14 protein-coding genes are annotated in these 16275 nt (G+C 52.5%); 3 read left to right on the forward strand and 11 right to left on the reverse strand.

Annotation, left to right across the window (positions count from 1 at the left end; genetic code table 11):
- Positions 1 to 196: 196 nt before the first annotated feature.
- Positions 197 to 1609 (forward strand): MFS transporter, encoded by a 1413-nt coding sequence (locus NSQ73_RS29930; protein WP_340989869.1) that lies wholly within the window; start codon positions 197 to 199, stop codon positions 1607 to 1609.
- Between the two features lie 93 nt (positions 1610 to 1702).
- On the opposite strand, the gene NSQ73_RS29935 is transcribed toward NSQ73_RS29930, so the two are convergent.
- Together NSQ73_RS29935 and NSQ73_RS29940 are read right to left on the reverse strand one after the other, a co-directional pair.
- Complete coding sequence (locus NSQ73_RS29935) at positions 1703 to 1870, reverse strand: CxxH/CxxC protein (RefSeq protein WP_063776434.1); 168 nt, start codon at positions 1868 to 1870, stop codon at positions 1703 to 1705.
- A 103-nt stretch (positions 1871 to 1973) separates the two neighbouring features.
- Positions 1974 to 3758: a M3 family oligoendopeptidase gene (locus tag NSQ73_RS29940; RefSeq protein WP_340989871.1), complete on the reverse strand. Its 1785-nt coding sequence runs from the start codon at positions 3756 to 3758 to the stop codon at positions 1974 to 1976.
- Positions 3759 to 3953: 195 nt separating this feature from the next.
- On the opposite strand from NSQ73_RS29940, the gene NSQ73_RS29945 reads away from it, so the two are divergent.
- Complete coding sequence (locus tag NSQ73_RS29945) at positions 3954 to 5291, forward strand: DUF2252 domain-containing protein (RefSeq protein ID WP_340989873.1); 1338 nt, start codon at positions 3954 to 3956, stop codon at positions 5289 to 5291.
- Positions 5292 to 5670: 379 nt separating this feature from the next.
- On the opposite strand, the gene cydC is transcribed toward NSQ73_RS29945, so the two are convergent.
- The 7 genes from cydC to NSQ73_RS29980 form a co-directional block, all read right to left on the reverse strand.
- Positions 5671 to 7455 carry a thiol reductant ABC exporter subunit CydC gene (gene cydC, locus NSQ73_RS29950; protein ID WP_340989874.1) on the reverse strand — a complete coding sequence of 595 codons (1785 nt, stop codon included), beginning with the start codon at positions 7453 to 7455 and terminating at the stop codon, positions 5671 to 5673.
- Positions 7452 to 9215: a thiol reductant ABC exporter subunit CydD gene (cydD, locus tag NSQ73_RS29955; protein ID WP_340989875.1), complete on the reverse strand. Its 1764-nt coding sequence runs from the start codon at positions 9213 to 9215 to the stop codon at positions 7452 to 7454. The genes cydC and cydD overlap by 4 nt, the downstream gene beginning before the upstream one ends.
- On the reverse strand, positions 9215 to 10228 hold the full coding sequence (cydB, locus tag NSQ73_RS29960) for a cytochrome d ubiquinol oxidase subunit II (protein WP_340989877.1): 1014 nt from the start codon (positions 10226 to 10228) through the stop codon (positions 9215 to 9217). The genes cydD and cydB overlap by 1 nt, the downstream gene beginning before the upstream one ends.
- Before the next feature lie 3 nt (positions 10229 to 10231).
- Positions 10232 to 11620, reverse strand: a complete 1389-nt coding sequence (locus NSQ73_RS29965) for a cytochrome ubiquinol oxidase subunit I (RefSeq protein WP_171717756.1) — start codon at positions 11618 to 11620, stop codon at positions 10232 to 10234.
- Between the two features lie 223 nt (positions 11621 to 11843).
- Positions 11844 to 12074, reverse strand: coding sequence for a cold-shock protein (locus NSQ73_RS29970; RefSeq protein ID WP_039295880.1), 231 nt, complete (start codon positions 12072 to 12074; stop codon positions 11844 to 11846).
- Positions 12075 to 12166: 92 nt separating this feature from the next.
- The gene (locus tag NSQ73_RS29975; RefSeq protein WP_019914582.1) at positions 12167 to 12367 is read right to left on the reverse strand and encodes a cold-shock protein; all 201 of its coding nucleotides are present in this window, start codon (positions 12365 to 12367) and stop codon (positions 12167 to 12169) included.
- A gap of 394 nt (positions 12368 to 12761) precedes the next feature.
- The gene (locus NSQ73_RS29980) at positions 12762 to 14009 is read right to left on the reverse strand and encodes a trypsin-like peptidase domain-containing protein (RefSeq protein ID WP_171717757.1); all 1248 of its coding nucleotides are present in this window, start codon (positions 14007 to 14009) and stop codon (positions 12762 to 12764) included.
- A gap of 386 nt (positions 14010 to 14395) precedes the next feature.
- Between NSQ73_RS29980 and NSQ73_RS29985 the strand changes: the two genes are divergently transcribed.
- Positions 14396 to 14602, forward strand: coding sequence for a hypothetical protein (locus NSQ73_RS29985; RefSeq protein ID WP_039295868.1), 207 nt, complete (start codon positions 14396 to 14398; stop codon positions 14600 to 14602).
- Here the strand turns inward: NSQ73_RS29985 and NSQ73_RS29990 are convergent.
- Positions 14571 to 15377, reverse strand: coding sequence for an MBL fold metallo-hydrolase (locus tag NSQ73_RS29990; RefSeq protein WP_076243729.1), 807 nt, complete (start codon positions 15375 to 15377; stop codon positions 14571 to 14573). The genes NSQ73_RS29985 and NSQ73_RS29990 overlap by 32 nt on opposite strands.
- Before the next feature lie 16 nt (positions 15378 to 15393).
- Positions 15394 to 16134 carry a two-component system regulatory protein YycI gene (gene yycI, locus NSQ73_RS29995; protein ID WP_076243730.1) on the reverse strand — a complete coding sequence of 247 codons (741 nt, stop codon included), beginning with the start codon at positions 16132 to 16134 and terminating at the stop codon, positions 15394 to 15396.
- Positions 16135 to 16275 lie beyond the last annotated feature (141 nt).

Genomic DNA, 16275 nt, shown 5'->3' on the forward strand with positions numbered 1-16275 from the left:
AAGAAAGACTCCTTTGAAATACAAATAGTTGTCATTCATTTATATATTTTAAATTCCAGATGATTTGTTTATTTCCTAATTGCATTTTACATCAGCCCATGCTATATTTCAATTGTTCGTAAGTAATCGAACTATAAAATAAAAATGTTTAGTTTTTTATTTTAAATAAGTCCAATAACAAAGGAGTGGCCCTTAAATGACCTCATTACATACCTCTGAGGACAGTACAAACGATTCAACCGCTGCTCCGCAGGCAACTCTTCCACGCGAAGGACTGCTGACTCTGCTATTCAGCGTTGCTGTTGTTCTCGTCATTATGAATACAGCGATGTTCAATCTGGCATTGCCTGATGTGACCGAGACCTTCGGCATCACAGCAGCATCCGCCTCCTGGATTGTTACCGGGTATTCCATCATGTTCTCTATTGCCTCAATCACATACAGCCGGCTCTCTGACTTCCTGCCGATCCGCCGTCTGCTGGTTATCGGGCTGCTTACGCTAGGGCTTGCTGCCGTGGCCGGTTTCTTCAGCACCAACTTTATCTTCCTGCTTATTGTGCGCATTCTGCAGGCATCGGGGGCAGGCGCAGTCATGTCCTTATCGCTCGTCCTGTTCACCCGCTATGTCCCGCAGGCCCGCCGCGGCAAAGCAATGGCGACAATCATGTCCGCCGTCTCGCTGGGACTGGGTCTCGGTCCGGTAGCAGGCGGTTCCATCGTTGAGTATCTCGGCTGGACCTGGCTGTTCGCGGTCACGGCAGCTATTCTGCTCCTGGTACCGCTGTTCCTGATCCTGCTGCCTAAGGAAGTTCCTACCCGCGGCTCCTTCGACATCCTGGGCGGTGTGTTCCTCGGTGTCGGCACCACCGGTCTGCTGCTGTTCCTGACCAGCGGACTGTGGGTTGCTCTGATCGCCGGAATTATAGCAATTATCTTGTTTGTCGGCCGAATCCGCACCACTCCTGATCCATTCGTGATGCCGGCGCTGTTCCGTAACCGGTCCTATCTCGTGCTGGCCCTGGTTGGTGTCGCCTCCTACCTGTGCAGCTTCGCCACCTTGTTCCTGCTGCCGCAGATTCTGGTTCACCGCTTCGGCTTCAGCGCAAGCCATGCTGGACTGGTAATCTTCCCCGGCTCGCTGCTGGCGATCTTCGTCTCCCGCACCGTGGGGCGGATCATTGACCGCTACGGCAATGCCGGAATTCTGCGCCTGGCACCGTTCCTGGTACTGGCCGCGACCGTACTGTTCGCCTTGTTCGCCGGGCGGTCGTGGGTTGCTGTCATGCTCGTCTATATGATTATGAGTCTCTCGTTCACCGTACTGTCCAGCAGCGTATCGAACGAAATCTCGCGCATTCTGCCTGCTTCGCAGATTGGCTCCGGAATGGGGCTGTTCCAGCTGCTGCAGTTCTTCAGCGGAGCCTTCAGCGTGGCGATGGCCGCAAGCGCTCTGGAATGGCAACGTGGTCTACCGCTCCAGACGGCTTACTCCAACATCTACTGGGGATTATCCATTGCGGCAATCGTCGCAATTGTATCAGCCTTTATATATGGGCGCAGCAGCCAGAGCAGCTCGCTGGCCGAAATGGCGGAAGCAGCAGACGCCTAAAAAGCTTACGCACTCTCTCTGCCCGCAGAACCCGGAAAGCCCAAACACCCCGCAGCCTTCACGGCTACAGGGTGTTTTTAATTACAGCAGTCCTCAGACCACCAGATATTCCGCATTCTGCTCGCATTCCGCACATTTCGCCGGCGGGTCCCAGTCCGAGAACTCCGTCTCCTTCAGATCCACTACATCGGGTGCATCCTCGTATTCGTCCACAAATTTGTCGATGGCCAGCTCTACGTGTTCCTTACACACTACATACATTCAATCAAGCATCCCTTTCTGTGCCGCTTCGGTGTATACTTCTACTACTGTTCTACCACATTTCCCGGCAAAAAGGAACCTTCCGCAGCGCAAAAATCCGTCCTTATCCCTGTCCCGTAAACTTATCAATATCCCCGGCAATCAGCCCGAGCGCATCCTGCCAGAATGCCAGTGAATGTACATCGATATCCATCAGCTTCGCGGCATCCGCAATGCTCATGGTACTGGTCGCTGAGAGGAACTGCTCATAGCGTTCTACGAAGGCCCCGCCCCGCTTCTTGTACTGCGCATACAGCCCTTTGGAGAACAATAATCCGAAGGAATACGGGAAGTTCAAGAACTCATTACCCGCCATATAATACCCGGCTTTGCTGATCCACTGGTAAGGATGAATCGAGTCCGGCAGCACACTTTCACCGTAAGCCGCATGCATGGATTCCATCATCAGCGCGTTCAGCTCCTCCACAGACAGAGCACCGGATTTCCTGCGGGCATATAACCGGCTCTCGAAGCCATACCGGGCATAGAAATCAACGATATAATACCCGGCATCTGAAAGACTCCGCTCCAGTATGGCAGCCGCTTCACCCGCTGGCAGAGACTGAAGCAGCTCCACATGAATCAGACTCTCACAAAAAATCGACGCCGTCTCGGCAATCGGAACCGGATATTCCGTGTTAACCATCGTTTCCCCAGCTAGGCGGCTGCTGTGGTACGCATGACCGATCTCGTGGGCCAGCACGCTCACATCTATATAATTGCCATTGAAGCTGGTAATGATCCGGCTCTCCCCAACCGGGAAAATATCAACGCACATCCCGAAGTTGCCTTTACCGCTCCGCGGCTCGGCATCGATCCAGCGCTGCTCAAACACCTTACGGGCGAACGCGCCAAGCTCCGGGCTGAACCTGCTGAAGCCGGCAATAATCATCGCCTGGGCCTCAGCATAAGTGATGCGCTCCGCAGCAGCTTCCGCCGCCCCGACAGGCGCAAAAACATCACAAAAAGGCAGCCCTCCCGCATGCCCCAGCAACGCCGCCTTTTTGGCATAATAGCGCTGAAAGTCCGGCAGGCTCTCTTCGATGGCCTGAAGCATCACCTGAAGTGTCTTCTGATCCATCCGCGATGCTTCCAGCACTTTATGCAGTGGTGAAGCATATCCCCTCAGCTCATAGACGGCCGCAGCCTCCCCGGTTACGGCATTAATGCAGGCTGCACTCTGCTCAGCTACACGGCGGCAGGCCTCATGCTCCGCTTCTGCCGCCGCCCGGCGTACCGCAAGATCGGGATCATAGGCAAGATTGCGCAGCTCGGCAAGCGACACACTCCGGCTCAGCCCGTCCAGCTCCGCCTCGACCCGCAAGGTAGACAGCGTCTGCATGTACAGCCGCTCCCAAGCCTTGGACCCCGTCGCCTGCATCCGGGCAATTACCGCTTCCCCTTCCTCGCTGAGCAAATGCTCGGATTTACTCTTAAGCTCGCGCAAGTAGAAGCCGTGCTGCTCCAGATAAGCGCTCGACCCGATACTCCGCTCCAGTTCATCTGCGCTTACCTTCGCCAGCCATTTGCTGAAGCTGACTAAAGCTTCACCCGCACCGTAAGTAACCTCCTCCAGCTCATCCATCAGATTAACGGCTTCCGTATTACTGCTGTCTGCACTGAACCTTAATTCCGCGTAGCTGAACAAACGAAGATATATATGTTGATAAGCATTATATTGTCTAAGGAACTCTCCCATCACACTAGCAGCATCCTGAGCGCTATTCATCTGCGAGGCTGACCATGTATTCAGCTCCCCTGCAAGTGTCTCCACCAGCCTGCGGTCCTGCTGAAATTGCTCCGACTGGAAGGAGGGATAGATCCGGTCCAGATCCCATGTTAATTGCATCTTCTAACATCCCCTTATCTATAGTCGCAGGAACAATTCATCCTCACATGCTTCCACCCCGTCCCGCCATAATCCTTGCTGCAAAATCCACTTCAGTATATCACGCCTGCCAAATTAGAAGTCCATGGAAATATTAGATATAATCAACTATACCAATATACCAAGCCATAACCGATTTCCGGAAAGGAGCACCGCATGGTTAACCAGTCTATTACCGAAGGAGTCATACGTACACGTTCAAAGCTGCGCAAGGATTTGCTGATTTCTATTTTTGACGAGTTCGACGGCAGCATCATGGCCCTATCTCCTGACCGAAGAACGGAGAAATATACCAAAATGGCGCAAAATGCCTTTTCCTTCTACCGGGGCAGCGCCTATCTGTTTTATTTTGACACGACACGGCAGTACTTCCCTTACCATAGCTCACCCGGCCGCCCTACATGGATTCAAGGGGACCTGCATTTCGAGAACTTCGGCGCTTTCCGCAGTGAAGACGGGGAGATTGTGTATGATGTGAATGATTTTGACGAGGGGTATGTCGGCTCTTATCTGTACGATCTGCTGCGAATGGCGGTCAGTATTGCGCTTGCCGGCAGGCAGCTCGGGCTGGGTCAGACAGAACAGCTTAAGCTGAGCCGGAGTTATGCGGAGGCGTATTACCGTCAAATTCACCGCTTTTGTGATGGTAAAGACAATCCCGGAAATTTCGTCCTGGATGAGGATACGGCCAAAGGCCCCGTCAAGAAGCTGCTCCGCAAGCTGGAGAAACGCCGGCAGAGTCATTTCCTGGAGAAGGTCACTGCCCAGATGCAGACCAGCCGGGTATTCCTCGAGACCTCGGAGCTGCTGATTCCCGGAGCTGCCGAGCAGGCACAGCTGGAGCTGGCCTGGAGCTTCTATACACAGACAGTAGTTACACGCAGCCTGAACGAGGAGCATTTCCGGATCAAGGACATCGCGGTCAAGCGCGGCTCGGGAACGGCTTCCATCGGACTGGACCGCTATTATATTCTCATTGAAGGCGGCATGGAGCAGGCCGGGACCGACGATACGGTACTCGAGGTAAAAGAAGTCCGTGTTCCCGTTCCCGCCTATTTCCTGCCCTACTCGGATTCGTTCTGGCAATCCTTTGCCCATCAGGGCAAACGTGTATCCGCGACCCAGCAGGCGATGCATCACAAGGCTGATCCCTACCTCGGCTTCTTAACGGTGGACGGCCGGGAGTTCTATGTCAGAGAGCGTTCCCCGTACAAAAAAAGTCTGAAGCTGGAGAATATCGCAGACATGGACGAGCTGACCGTAGTTATCCAGCAGATGGGCAGCCTGACCGCTAAAATGCATGCCCGCGCCGATGCCGATGTCGACAAGGGTATTCTCGACTATCACAGTGAGCAGGAGATCGCCAAGGCCATGGGTCCCGATTCTGATACCTTTGCCCGTTATATCGCAGAGTGGGCTTACGGCTATGCCGGGCAGGTAGAGAAAGACTATGCCATGTTCGCGGATTGGGTATCGGAGCAGTACGGTATATAACGGGCGGGTCCCCCTTCTGATTACACGCAGTCAATTCTACTTTTGACAATCGCTTGTTGAAGCACAGCAGAGATACAGCTATCCCGCCTTCGGTACATCTGTTGCGCTTTAACTGCACTTCGTACAACTAAAGGTCTGTTTTCCGCCCCCGCATCCGTTTAATTGTATTCTGTACACTTAAGCGGCCTTATAAAGACCGCATTAGCGAATTCGGGCAGATTTAGTTGTATGAACTACAGTTATAGTCTGCAATTGCGACTAATCGCCGTTTATAATTGCACATTATGCAGCTATTCCTACATCAAAGAAGCTCTCTCTACCCGGCAACCGGGCGGAAAGAGCTTCTTGATTTATCCATATTTATTTGCCGTCCGCACATTTATGAATTGAATTGGCTTGGCCGGTCCAGCTCATACAGCTTGCGGTAACGCGGTTCCCGCTCCATCAGCTCCGCATGGGTGCCGCGCATCTCCACCAGGCCATTCTCCATGAAAATCACCTCGTCCATCTGCTCCGCACCCACCAGATGATGGGTAACCCAGATCAGCGTCTTGCCCGCCATCGCCTCGAACATGGTAGCCAGCAGCTCGCGCTCTGTGCGCGGATCAAGGCCAACCGTTGGCTCATCGAGCACAACGACCGGCGTATTCTGCAGCAGAATACGGGCCAGTGCGATCCGCTGGCGCTCTCCGCCGGAGAAGCGCTGCCCTGCTTCGCGTACCGGAGTGTTGTACCCCTCCGGCAGCGAAGAGATCAATGGATCCAGCTTCGCCAGGGCTGCCGCCTGCTTAACCGCTGCCTCCGAAGCCCCGGGGTCCCCGAGCCGGATATTGTTCGCCACCGTGGTGTCGAACAGATGCGGGCTCTGGTTCAGCACGGCGATGAGCTGCGGAATCCGCTCACCGTAAGCCGCAGCGTCAATTCCGTTAATCGTCGCGGAGCCGATGGTTGGCGTGATCACGCCTTGCACCATCTTGAGCAGCGTCGATTTACCGGCTCCGCTGCGGCCAATCACAGCAACCTTCCGGCCCTGCGGCAGGTTCAGCGTCATATTCTGCACTGACCAGTCGTCTCCCGCCGTATAGCGGTAGCCCGCCGACTTCAGTTCAATATGGGCCTGCCGGCTGGCCTGAATCGCCTGCACAGCGGCAGCCGCCTTCGCTTTGGCTTCTGCATTCTTGGCTGCTTCGGCCGCGGGCGGCACAGCTCCCTCCGCTGCTCCCACCCCCTCCAAGCGCTCCAGTGAATTCCGGTATTGCGGAATTTTCTCCACGGCCTCCGATACCGGCAGGAAGGCTTCCGCTACCGGGAAGACGACGAGCACGAACGCGGCAATCAGCGTTCCGGCAATCGCTCCATCGGCATACTGCCCGCCTGCCCAGTAGAGCAGGGACAGCACGCCAAGCCCGACAACGGCTTGGCCGATGAACATGCGCAGCCGCGCCCAGCGCCGCAGCGCACCGTCCGTGCGGGCGACGGTCTGCTCGTCGGCCTCATAGGTGTCGACGAACTGGCTCTGCCGTCCGCTGATGACCCAGTCGCCCAGACCCAGCACGGCATCGGTCAGCTTCTGATACAGCCGGTTGCGCTCCAGCTTCACCTGACGCTGACGCTTCTGGGTGAACAGCAGGGAGATCAGCGGCAATACGGCCACCAGGATCAGCATGTACAGGCCCATAAGCAGGGCGAACGCCAGATCAAACGTGCCGAGCGAAATAACGGCTACCGCATAGATCAGGAGTGCGATGATGCTCGGGAAGACCGTGCGGAGATACACATTCTGCAGATATTCGATATCGTCGGCCAGCATGCCGAGAATATCCCCGGTCTTGAAGCGCGAGGACAGGAACAAGGCCTGCGGCTCCAGAATGTTGTAGAGCCGGATCCGCATCTTCGAGAGAATGCGAAGAATCGTATCATGTCCTACGAGCCGCTCCACATAGTGGATGACGGCCCGGCTTGTCCCGAAAGTACGCACGCCGACAATTGGTACATAGATCATCAGTATATTTTCCGGCGGAATCGATGCCTTCGAGATCAGGAAGCCTGAGGTATACATCAGGGAAGACGCCGAGAAGATCGTCAGTGCGCCTAATGCAATGATCAGCACGAACCGCCAGAAGTAGGCAGAGTAATAGGGAGCAAACCATCCTTCACGTTTCAATGGATTCCCTCCAATTGACTTTGAATAAGCTCATAGTAAGCACCCTTACGGGCTGTCAGCTCACTGTGTGTGCCGACTTCGGCTACCCGTCCCTGCTGCATGACGACAATCAGATCCATGTCGGTCATCCAGTGCAGGCGGTGCGTAGCCAGGAATACCAGCTTGCCTTCGAACAGCGGCAGCATCGTTTCCTTCAGCTCATATTCTGTCTCAATGTCCAAGTGAGCCGTCGGCTCATCCAGCAGCATAACCGGGCGGCTGCTCAAGAGAGCACGTGCCAGTGCCACACGCTGCTCTTGTCCGCCGCTTAGCGAACGTCCGCCGCCCCCGATCATTTCATCCAAGCCGCCCGGCAGCGAAGATACCAGCTTCGATAATCCGGCAGACTCCAGTGCTGCCGCAACAGCTTCCTGCGTAGCCTCCGGATAATAGAACCGCACATTGTCAGCCAGTGTGCCGCTGAAGATGTAAGGACGCTGCGGGATATAAGCGGTCTGCTTGCGCCATTCCTCATCCGTAAGCGCACTGACCCCATTTCCGTTAATCGTGATATTGCCGGAGGTCGGATGAAGGAAGCCGCCCAGGATATCCACGAGTGTAGACTTGCCTGCCCCGCTCTCCCCGATAATGCCGATCTTCGCATATCCGTTGAATTCAAGCTGCACCTCTTCGAGCGAGGATGCGCCTTCTTCTTCATATTTGACGCTAACTTCGTTAAGCCGTAAAGAGCTGTTATTGTTCCACGTGAAAAACGCTCCCGGAGCCTTGCCACCCTGTATAGCTTCCTGTTCCCCCGGCTCCAGCAGCTTCGCCTGCACGGCCTCACGGTCAATAATACTCTTCATCGCCTCTCCGGCCTCCTTGCCGTCGAGTGTGGCATGGAAGTCCGCGCCCACCAGCCGCACCGGCAGGAAATATTCCGGGGCCAGAATCAGGATCGTTAACCCCGTAACCAGTGTCATCTGCTCATTGACCAGACGCAGTCCGAGGCTTACCGCTACCGATGCCACCGATAGCATGGTGAAGAAGTCCATTGCGAATGAAGACAGGAAAGCCACTCGCAGCGTACGCATCGTGGCCGAGCGGTAGCGGTCGCTGACCGCTGCTATACTCTCGCTATGGCTGCGGCTGCGCCCCAGGAATTTCAGGGTTTCCAGCCCGCGCAGCGAATCCACGAAATGATTGGAAAGCGTACGATAGGACTTCAGCTGACGGTCCATCTGCTTGCGGGCCGTCATACCGATCAGAATCATGAAGACAATGATGATCGGCATCGTTAAGGTAAGAATGACACCGCTGGAGGTATCCTGGGTATATACATAGACAAGCAGCAGAGCCGGTGTTACCGCCATACCGACCATCCGCGGAATAATCAGTTCCAGGTAGGTGCGGAACTTGGTTACTCCTTCAAGCACAAGTGTGACCACATTCCCGGTTCCCCGGTCACCTGCCAGCCTCGGTCCCAGCTGGAACAGCTTGTCCATCATTTGTCTCCGTATGCTGCTGCCGGTAGCTTCCGCGAAGCGGTAAGATGTGCGGCTCATCAGCATGGCACAGGCATGGCGCACGAGAAACGCAAGAAGGAACAAGAGCGATTTAGCCCCTTGTTCCTTCAGCGGTTCTCCCGCAAACAGCGCAGAGACAACTTCGGCCAGCGATTTCGCCAGCAGAAGAATGGACAGGCTTTGCACCAGGGTAAGGAAGCCGACAATCAGAAAGACAGGCTTTACTCCTTTGTACCCAAGCAAATTTTTATTCATTAGTATTCAAGATGCTCCTTCTCGTGAACCCGTTTGTGGAAGATGAAATAACTCCAGATCTGATAGCCAAGCACGAATGGCAGCAGCGTCAAGGCAACGATCGTCATTACCTTCAGTGAATAGTGGCCGGAAGCGGCATTCGTAATCGTCAGGTTGAACGCCTGATCCAGCGAGCTGATCATCACCCGCGGGAACAGTCCGATGAAGATCGAAGCTACCGACAGCGCCATTACAGCCCCGGTCATTCCGAAGGCATAACCATCCTTCTTCTTGGTCATAAAGTATCCGGAGAGCAGATAAGCAACTACGCCTAGAGCAACTACAATCCATAGCAGGGTTCCGCGTTTGTCGAAGATATCTGTCATGTTGTACGTCATAATAACGAAGGCCACCAGCAGCACTGCCAGAGGAATCAGCAGTTTCTGGGCCAGCTTACGGGCCCGCTCCTGCAAGTCTCCCAGGGTGCGGAGCGTAGTGAACATCAGTCCATGTACCAGACACAGCAGGACTACTGTAATTCCCGCTACAACTGTATAGGCATTTACGATATCGAAGAAACCGGCATACATCTGCATATCCCCGTCAATCGGCAAGCCTTTGATGAAGCTGGCGAACACCACAGCCAGCAGGAACGGCGGCAGGAAGCTGCCGAAGAAGATGCAGACATCCCAGGTTTTCTGCCACGTCTTCGAATCGCGTTTACCTCTGAATTCAAAGGCAACACCGCGGGCAATCAGCGCCAGCAGGGCGAACACAAACGGGATATAGAATCCGCTGAACAGCGTCGCATACCAATGCGGGAAGGCGGCAAACATCGCGCCCGCTCCCGTAATCAGCCATACCTCATTCGCATCCCAGAACGGACCGATGGAATTAATCAGTATCCGGCGCTCTGTATCATTCTTGGCCAGAATCTGCGTCTCCATTCCTACACCGAAGTCAAAGCCTTCAAGGAAGAAGAACCCGACAAACAGCACCGCAATCAGCAGAAACCATAATTCATTAAGTGACATGGGTTAGTCCTCCTTGTTATACGGATCGTGGGATTCACCGTGTTCGTTATCCATAGCATAAGGACCTTTTTTGATAACCTTGATGAACAGGCCGATCATTACCGCACCCAGTATGGCATAGATTGCGGTAAACGAAATCACCGAGAACAACACCTGTCCGCTTGTAATATTAGGTGATACACTGTCTTCCGTAGTCATAAGTCCGAATACTGTCCATGGCTGACGCCCGATCTCCGTCATAATCCAGCCTGACGTGTTGGCAATCGGTGGAAGCAGCAGCCCCCAGAACATGAACCGCATGAACCAGGTATTGGGTTTGTCCATCTTCTTGCGCCACATGAGGTAGATGGCATACACACCAAGTGCAATCATTAGCGAGCCTGCCGCAACCATGATCCGGAAGCTCCAGAAGGTTGTTTTGACAGGCGGGATATAATCTCCAGGTCCATACGCTAATTCGTACTCCTTCTGGAGCTCCAGCATACCCTTAACTTCACCGGAGAATTTACTGTAAGACAGGAAGCTGAGGAGATACGGAATCTGCACCTCTCCGCTGCTGGTCTGATTCTCTGTATCGATATTAGCAAAGACTGTCCATGGCGCCGGGTCGCCGCTCTCACCCCATAGCCCTTCAGAAGCAGCCATCTTCATTGGCTGTGTTTCAACCAGATACTGCGCTTGGGCATGTCCGGCAACAGCTACGCCAAATGAAGAGATAATACCGACAATGGCCGCGATCTCGAACGATTTACGGAAAAAGGCCACGTCCTGCTTCTTAAGCAATTTATAAGCACTGATCCCCGTTACCAGGAATGCGCCTGTAGCGTATGCGGCAAGCACTGTATGCGGGAACTCCACCAGCAGCTGACCGTTTGTAATCAGTGCGAAGATATCATTCATTTCAGCCCGTCCGTTGTTGATCTGGAAACCTACCGGATGCTGCATGAACGAGTTGGCGGCCAGAATCCAGAATGCCGAGAGCATCGTTCCGAAGGCTACCAGCCAAATCGATAATAGATGAATACGCTTGGATACCTTATCCCAGCCGAAGATCCAGATTCCGATGAACGTGGACTCCAGGAAGAATGCCAATAAGGCTTCAATAGCTAGCGGGGCTCCAAAAACATCACCGACGAAGCGCGAATAGTCAGACCAGTTCATTCCGAACTGGAACTCCTGCAATATCCCTGTCACTACGCCTACTGCGAAGTTAATGAGGAACAGCTTCCCCCAGAATTGCGCCATTCTTTTGTACTCTTCATTGCCTTTTCTAACGTACATGGTCTCCATAATAGCAATTAAGAGCGCTAGTCCGATTGATACCGGCACAAAGAAATAATGAAAAATCGTCGTCGACGCAAATTGTATACGCGACAGCATTACTGTATCCATATTTCTCCCCTTCCTTCTCCCCATTCGATATGTCTATTCTGTCAAATTTTCAGGGCCTAAAGTGTGATAATTATCACATTATACACCCTGTTTGAGCATGAAATTCAATAAATTTGTGACAAATATCACAATATTACATAAAGAAAGCAAAAAAAATAAGACGGTTTCACCGTCTTGGATTTGTCCATCATTTATAGTTGTCTTGGTTCATAAAGGCATTGGTTTAGGTAATGGAAATACCTTTCTTAAGCGATTTGAGATCGCCATTCGAATTAAGCAATTGCGGCAGCATCTTCATGCTACGAACCATCGGGGAATGACAGAGACGGCAAGAAGGCGCATGCTCAAATGCGAAATTATCCCTCATCCATCCGTTACATCCATCGTTGGTACAGGCCCATATTGCGGTATTTTCTTCCGGTACTTCCTCCAAAGGCTTCTTCCGGTAGTTCATTGCCGTTCCTCCCTTCCTTTATGTTACAAGCTGAGTAACGATAAAAAAAGACCGTCCCAACTTTCACAAGCGGGGACGGCACCTTCTATTAATTACAGTTTTACAACGTTTTCGGCTTGTGGTCCGCGGTTGCCTTGAACAACGTTGAATTCAACGCGTTGGCCTTCGTCCAAAGTTTTGAAGCCGTCGCCAGTGATTGCGCTGAAGTGAACGAATACGTCGCTTCCGCCTTCAACTTCGATGAAACCGAATCCTTTTTCTGCGTTGAACCATTTAACTGTACCTGTTTGCATGTGTGTTACCTCCACAAATTTAAATTAATATGTTCTTTTTATCTTCAGACAAAGAAAAAATTCACACATTGAGAAAGGTTGTGATTCATTTGACAGCCCTTTTCAATGCGAGAATTAGGTATCAATTGTATGAATAATTTCATGTTACCACACCTTATTAACAAAGGCAAGCTGTCCCATCCGAATTTCTCCGTTTTTTCCCTTATAAGGTCTTCTTCCCAATGTAAGGGTTACCAGTTGGTCTAAATAGTAATATTTATAGCCGATATCATTGTTTACCCCATTAATTTGGACTTGAAACGGGCTCCGTCCTCTTAAATTTTGCATAAAAGGACGGCATGAACCGTTTCCGTTATCCTGACTGCCTTATTATTATATACGGCGGCTTCCGGTTTTATTCCTCGGGTTTCTCAAGAAGTTGTACCGTCACCTGCTTCACTTCACCATTGCGGTAAAATGTAATTTGCAGATCATCCCCGATCTTGGTATGGTCGTACAGATATTTGCGCAGGGACAAGGTGGATGTAATCGACTTATCATCAAACTTGGTAATTACATCATTGAATTGCAGGCCTGCATCCTTAGCCGGACCCACTGCATCCAATACTACAACCCCGTCGGTTACCGTAGTTGGAAGGTTAAGCTCTTTGCGCTGGTCTTCAGCAAGCGGTACATACGGATTATTCAAATCTACAGAGTACACGCCCAGGTAGGAACGGGCAATTTTCCCGTTAGCCGCAAGCTCATCCGCTGTCTCCATTACATGGTTGGCAGGAATCGCGAATCCCAGCCCCTCCACACCCGTATCCGAAATCTTCATCGTGTTGATGCCGATCACTTTGCCGTCCAGGTCAACCAGTGCGCCTCCGCTGTTGCCTTCATTAATGGCAGCATCGGTCTGGATAACCTCCTGCTCCCAGTCGTATACCCCATCCTGGTTCAGAGATACCGGGATCGTCCGCTCTGTATTGCTCACAATGCCAGAGGTCAGCGTATCGCCGAGGCCCAGCGGGTTACCGATCGCAATGACCGTCTCACCCAGACGCAGTTTGGAGGAATCCCCGATCTGCGCAACCGTGTTGATACCTTTGGAATCAATAGAAAGCACTGCGATATCACTCACCTTGTCGGCACCGACCAGCTCTGCCTTGCGGGTCACACCATCCACGGTAACAACCTCCAGCTTGCTGGAGCCTTCAATCACATGATTATTGGTAATGATATATGCCTTATCTTCATCTTTTTTATAGATAACTCCCGATCCTAATGCAGACTCATCGAGAATATTAAGTTCCTTGTTGTCTTCCTTATGGTTAATGATGCTTACTGCCGCCGGGCGGACAAGCGCAGCAGCCTGAATAATCCGGTCAAATGGATCGGCACTGCTCACAGCCACCTTGTCAATGACTGCCGGGGCCTGTGCTTTCTCCTCGGTGAACTGTCCCGTCACCAGACTGAACAGCAACACAGCCACAACCGCACTGCATACGGAGCTGATCAGCGATACCTGCCATGTTGCCAGCGAACGCCGTGATCTGCGGACAGACCATTTCCCTTCGGCGTATCCTTTGGAGGTACCCTGTTTGCCGGCTCTGCGCCGCGACACCTTGGTTGAATAGAAATCATCATCAAACAATCCCACGTTAAATCCTCTCCCCTCTATTGCCACCGCATTCAAGACCTGAACGCCAAGCAACCACGCCCGAGCTTAACCGCTATATCTCTTAGACTTCACAAAGTGCTAAAAGGTTTCACTTGATTCATTCACCACATACCTGTGGGTTCTAAGCGTAAGGGGGCTCTCCTATTCTTGCAACCTACTAAAAAGTTTATAAGCTTGTATCCGGAATATTTTGCAACCTAAAAGACTACACTAGAATTAGAAGCAGCAACAGCCCATAACTTTAAAGGAACGGTCTATATGATTGTATCACAGGCAGCACCGCCGCCCACATTTTTTCTGTGTTAAAAAAGATGCGAATTTTTAACATTCCCGCTACAAATTCATTTCAAAAGGAGGGCCGGACTATGGAGTCATTCTCAACAAGTATGGATCTGGTACAGTTTATCGGCAAGCTGGGTGATCTCAAGGATGAACACTACCACCTGATTCTTGTCCAAAGTGCGATGATCGAGCTGCTGATAGACAAAGGGCTGTTCTCCCGCCAGGAGCTGGAGCACAAAATCACTGAAGTGGACCGCCTTATGACTGGCTCACCTTATCCCATGGCGTAGGCCGGTCATAGTAGGTGTCACAGAGCCTGAACTCGCTGTCTTTGAAGAAGCAGCCCCGGTCCTCCATTGCCCCGCGTACAGACATTTTTGCCAGATCCATCATGTTGTGGTCTCTGCTCAAATGAGCCAGATAGGTGCGTTTGGTCCGCCCCGTCAGAATCTCGCTGAGCGCTGCTCCCGCCGCCTCATTGGACAGATGCCCCAGATCGCCAAGAATCCGCCGCTTCGTATTCCACGGGTAACGCCCCATCCGCAGCATCTCAATATCATGATTCGATTCCAGCACGAGCACATCGGCATCCGATATTGCCGTCCTTACCTTGTCGCTGACATACCCGAGGTCTGTGGCTACGCACAGCTTCTCTTTGCCGTCATAGAAATTGTAGGCTACCGGTTCCGCCGCATCATGGGAAATCGCGAACGACTCTACCCGCATACTGCCGAAATCCCGGTGCTGCCCGGTTTCCATAATGACCCGGTTATGCTCGGCAATCTTCCCGATCCCCTTCTCTATCGCTCCCCAGGTATTGGTATTCGCATAGATCGGAAGATCATATTTGCGCGCCATCGCCCCAAGCCCTTTAATATGATCAGAATGCTCATGGGTCACAAGAATTCCGTCTAACTCTGCTCCTGTCAGCTCACGCATCGCCAGCAGCTCATCTATCCGTTTGGCGCTAAGGCCCGCATCGATCATAAGCGTGGTCTCGCCGTTACGCACCACCGTCACATTCCCGGTAGAACCGCTGGACAGTACTGTAAATGAAATCCCCATATCTCTCCTGCTCCTTCTACTCTGTTGTCTTGGGACTGATAATGTCCGCACTTATCGCATCCACGTAATAGGCACTGCCGTTCTCCAGCATAAACCGCCACATCGGCGAAGCCACCTGACTCTCGGAATTGAACAATTCGCCGTAATAACCAAGCTCAATCTCCTTCACCGCAGAATCGGCCGGAAAATACTTCTCGATCAGGCTGCTTAGCGCCTGTGAGGCCGGAAGTACCTTTTGCAGATTATCACTCCGGCTTGCACCGATCTCAATCTGCGGCCAGCGGTACGCCACAATCTTCTGATCGCTGTTGATCAGCTCCAGCCTTACCCTGAACAGCGACCACTTATTGTCCACCAGCGGATGAAGCACGAACTTGCCCACCTCGCTCTCCTGTGAATCAAAGCGGTAATTCGCGATATCTGTTATCTGGCTCTCCAGCAGACCGCTCAGCTCGGAGAACGAGGAATACATCAGCTTGCTGTCGATCGGCTCATTAAGCTTCACCGGCACTTCATTCTGTTCTTCTCCGGAGTAGCGGTACGTGATATCCGGCAGCTGCGGAGTGGCAGCCGGAATCGGACACAGCAGCCGGATGCCCTTCTCCTCCATCACCGCCTGCGTTTCTGCGGACAGGGAAGTGAAATCAAGCCCCGCGCTGACCTGATCGCGCACGTCTATCCATAGCTGATAGCATAGCAGCAGATTCAGCACCAGAAAGGCGTAGATTAATACACTTTTGGCTCTTCCCCAGTCCATACCGTTTCCTCCTCAGATAACAACGTAAGGCTAAGACGTCACTACGGTGAATATTGGACTTCCGGCCGCTGCCCGTCTACAGATTTCTTTAATTCAACCGCTTTTCGCGGTGGATATCCGCAGACAAAGGCGGTGGCCACC

Source organism: Paenibacillus sp. FSL R10-2736 (assembly GCF_038000245.1).
Classification (GTDB): domain Bacteria; phylum Bacillota; class Bacilli; order Paenibacillales; family Paenibacillaceae; genus Paenibacillus_AQ; species Paenibacillus_AQ phytohabitans.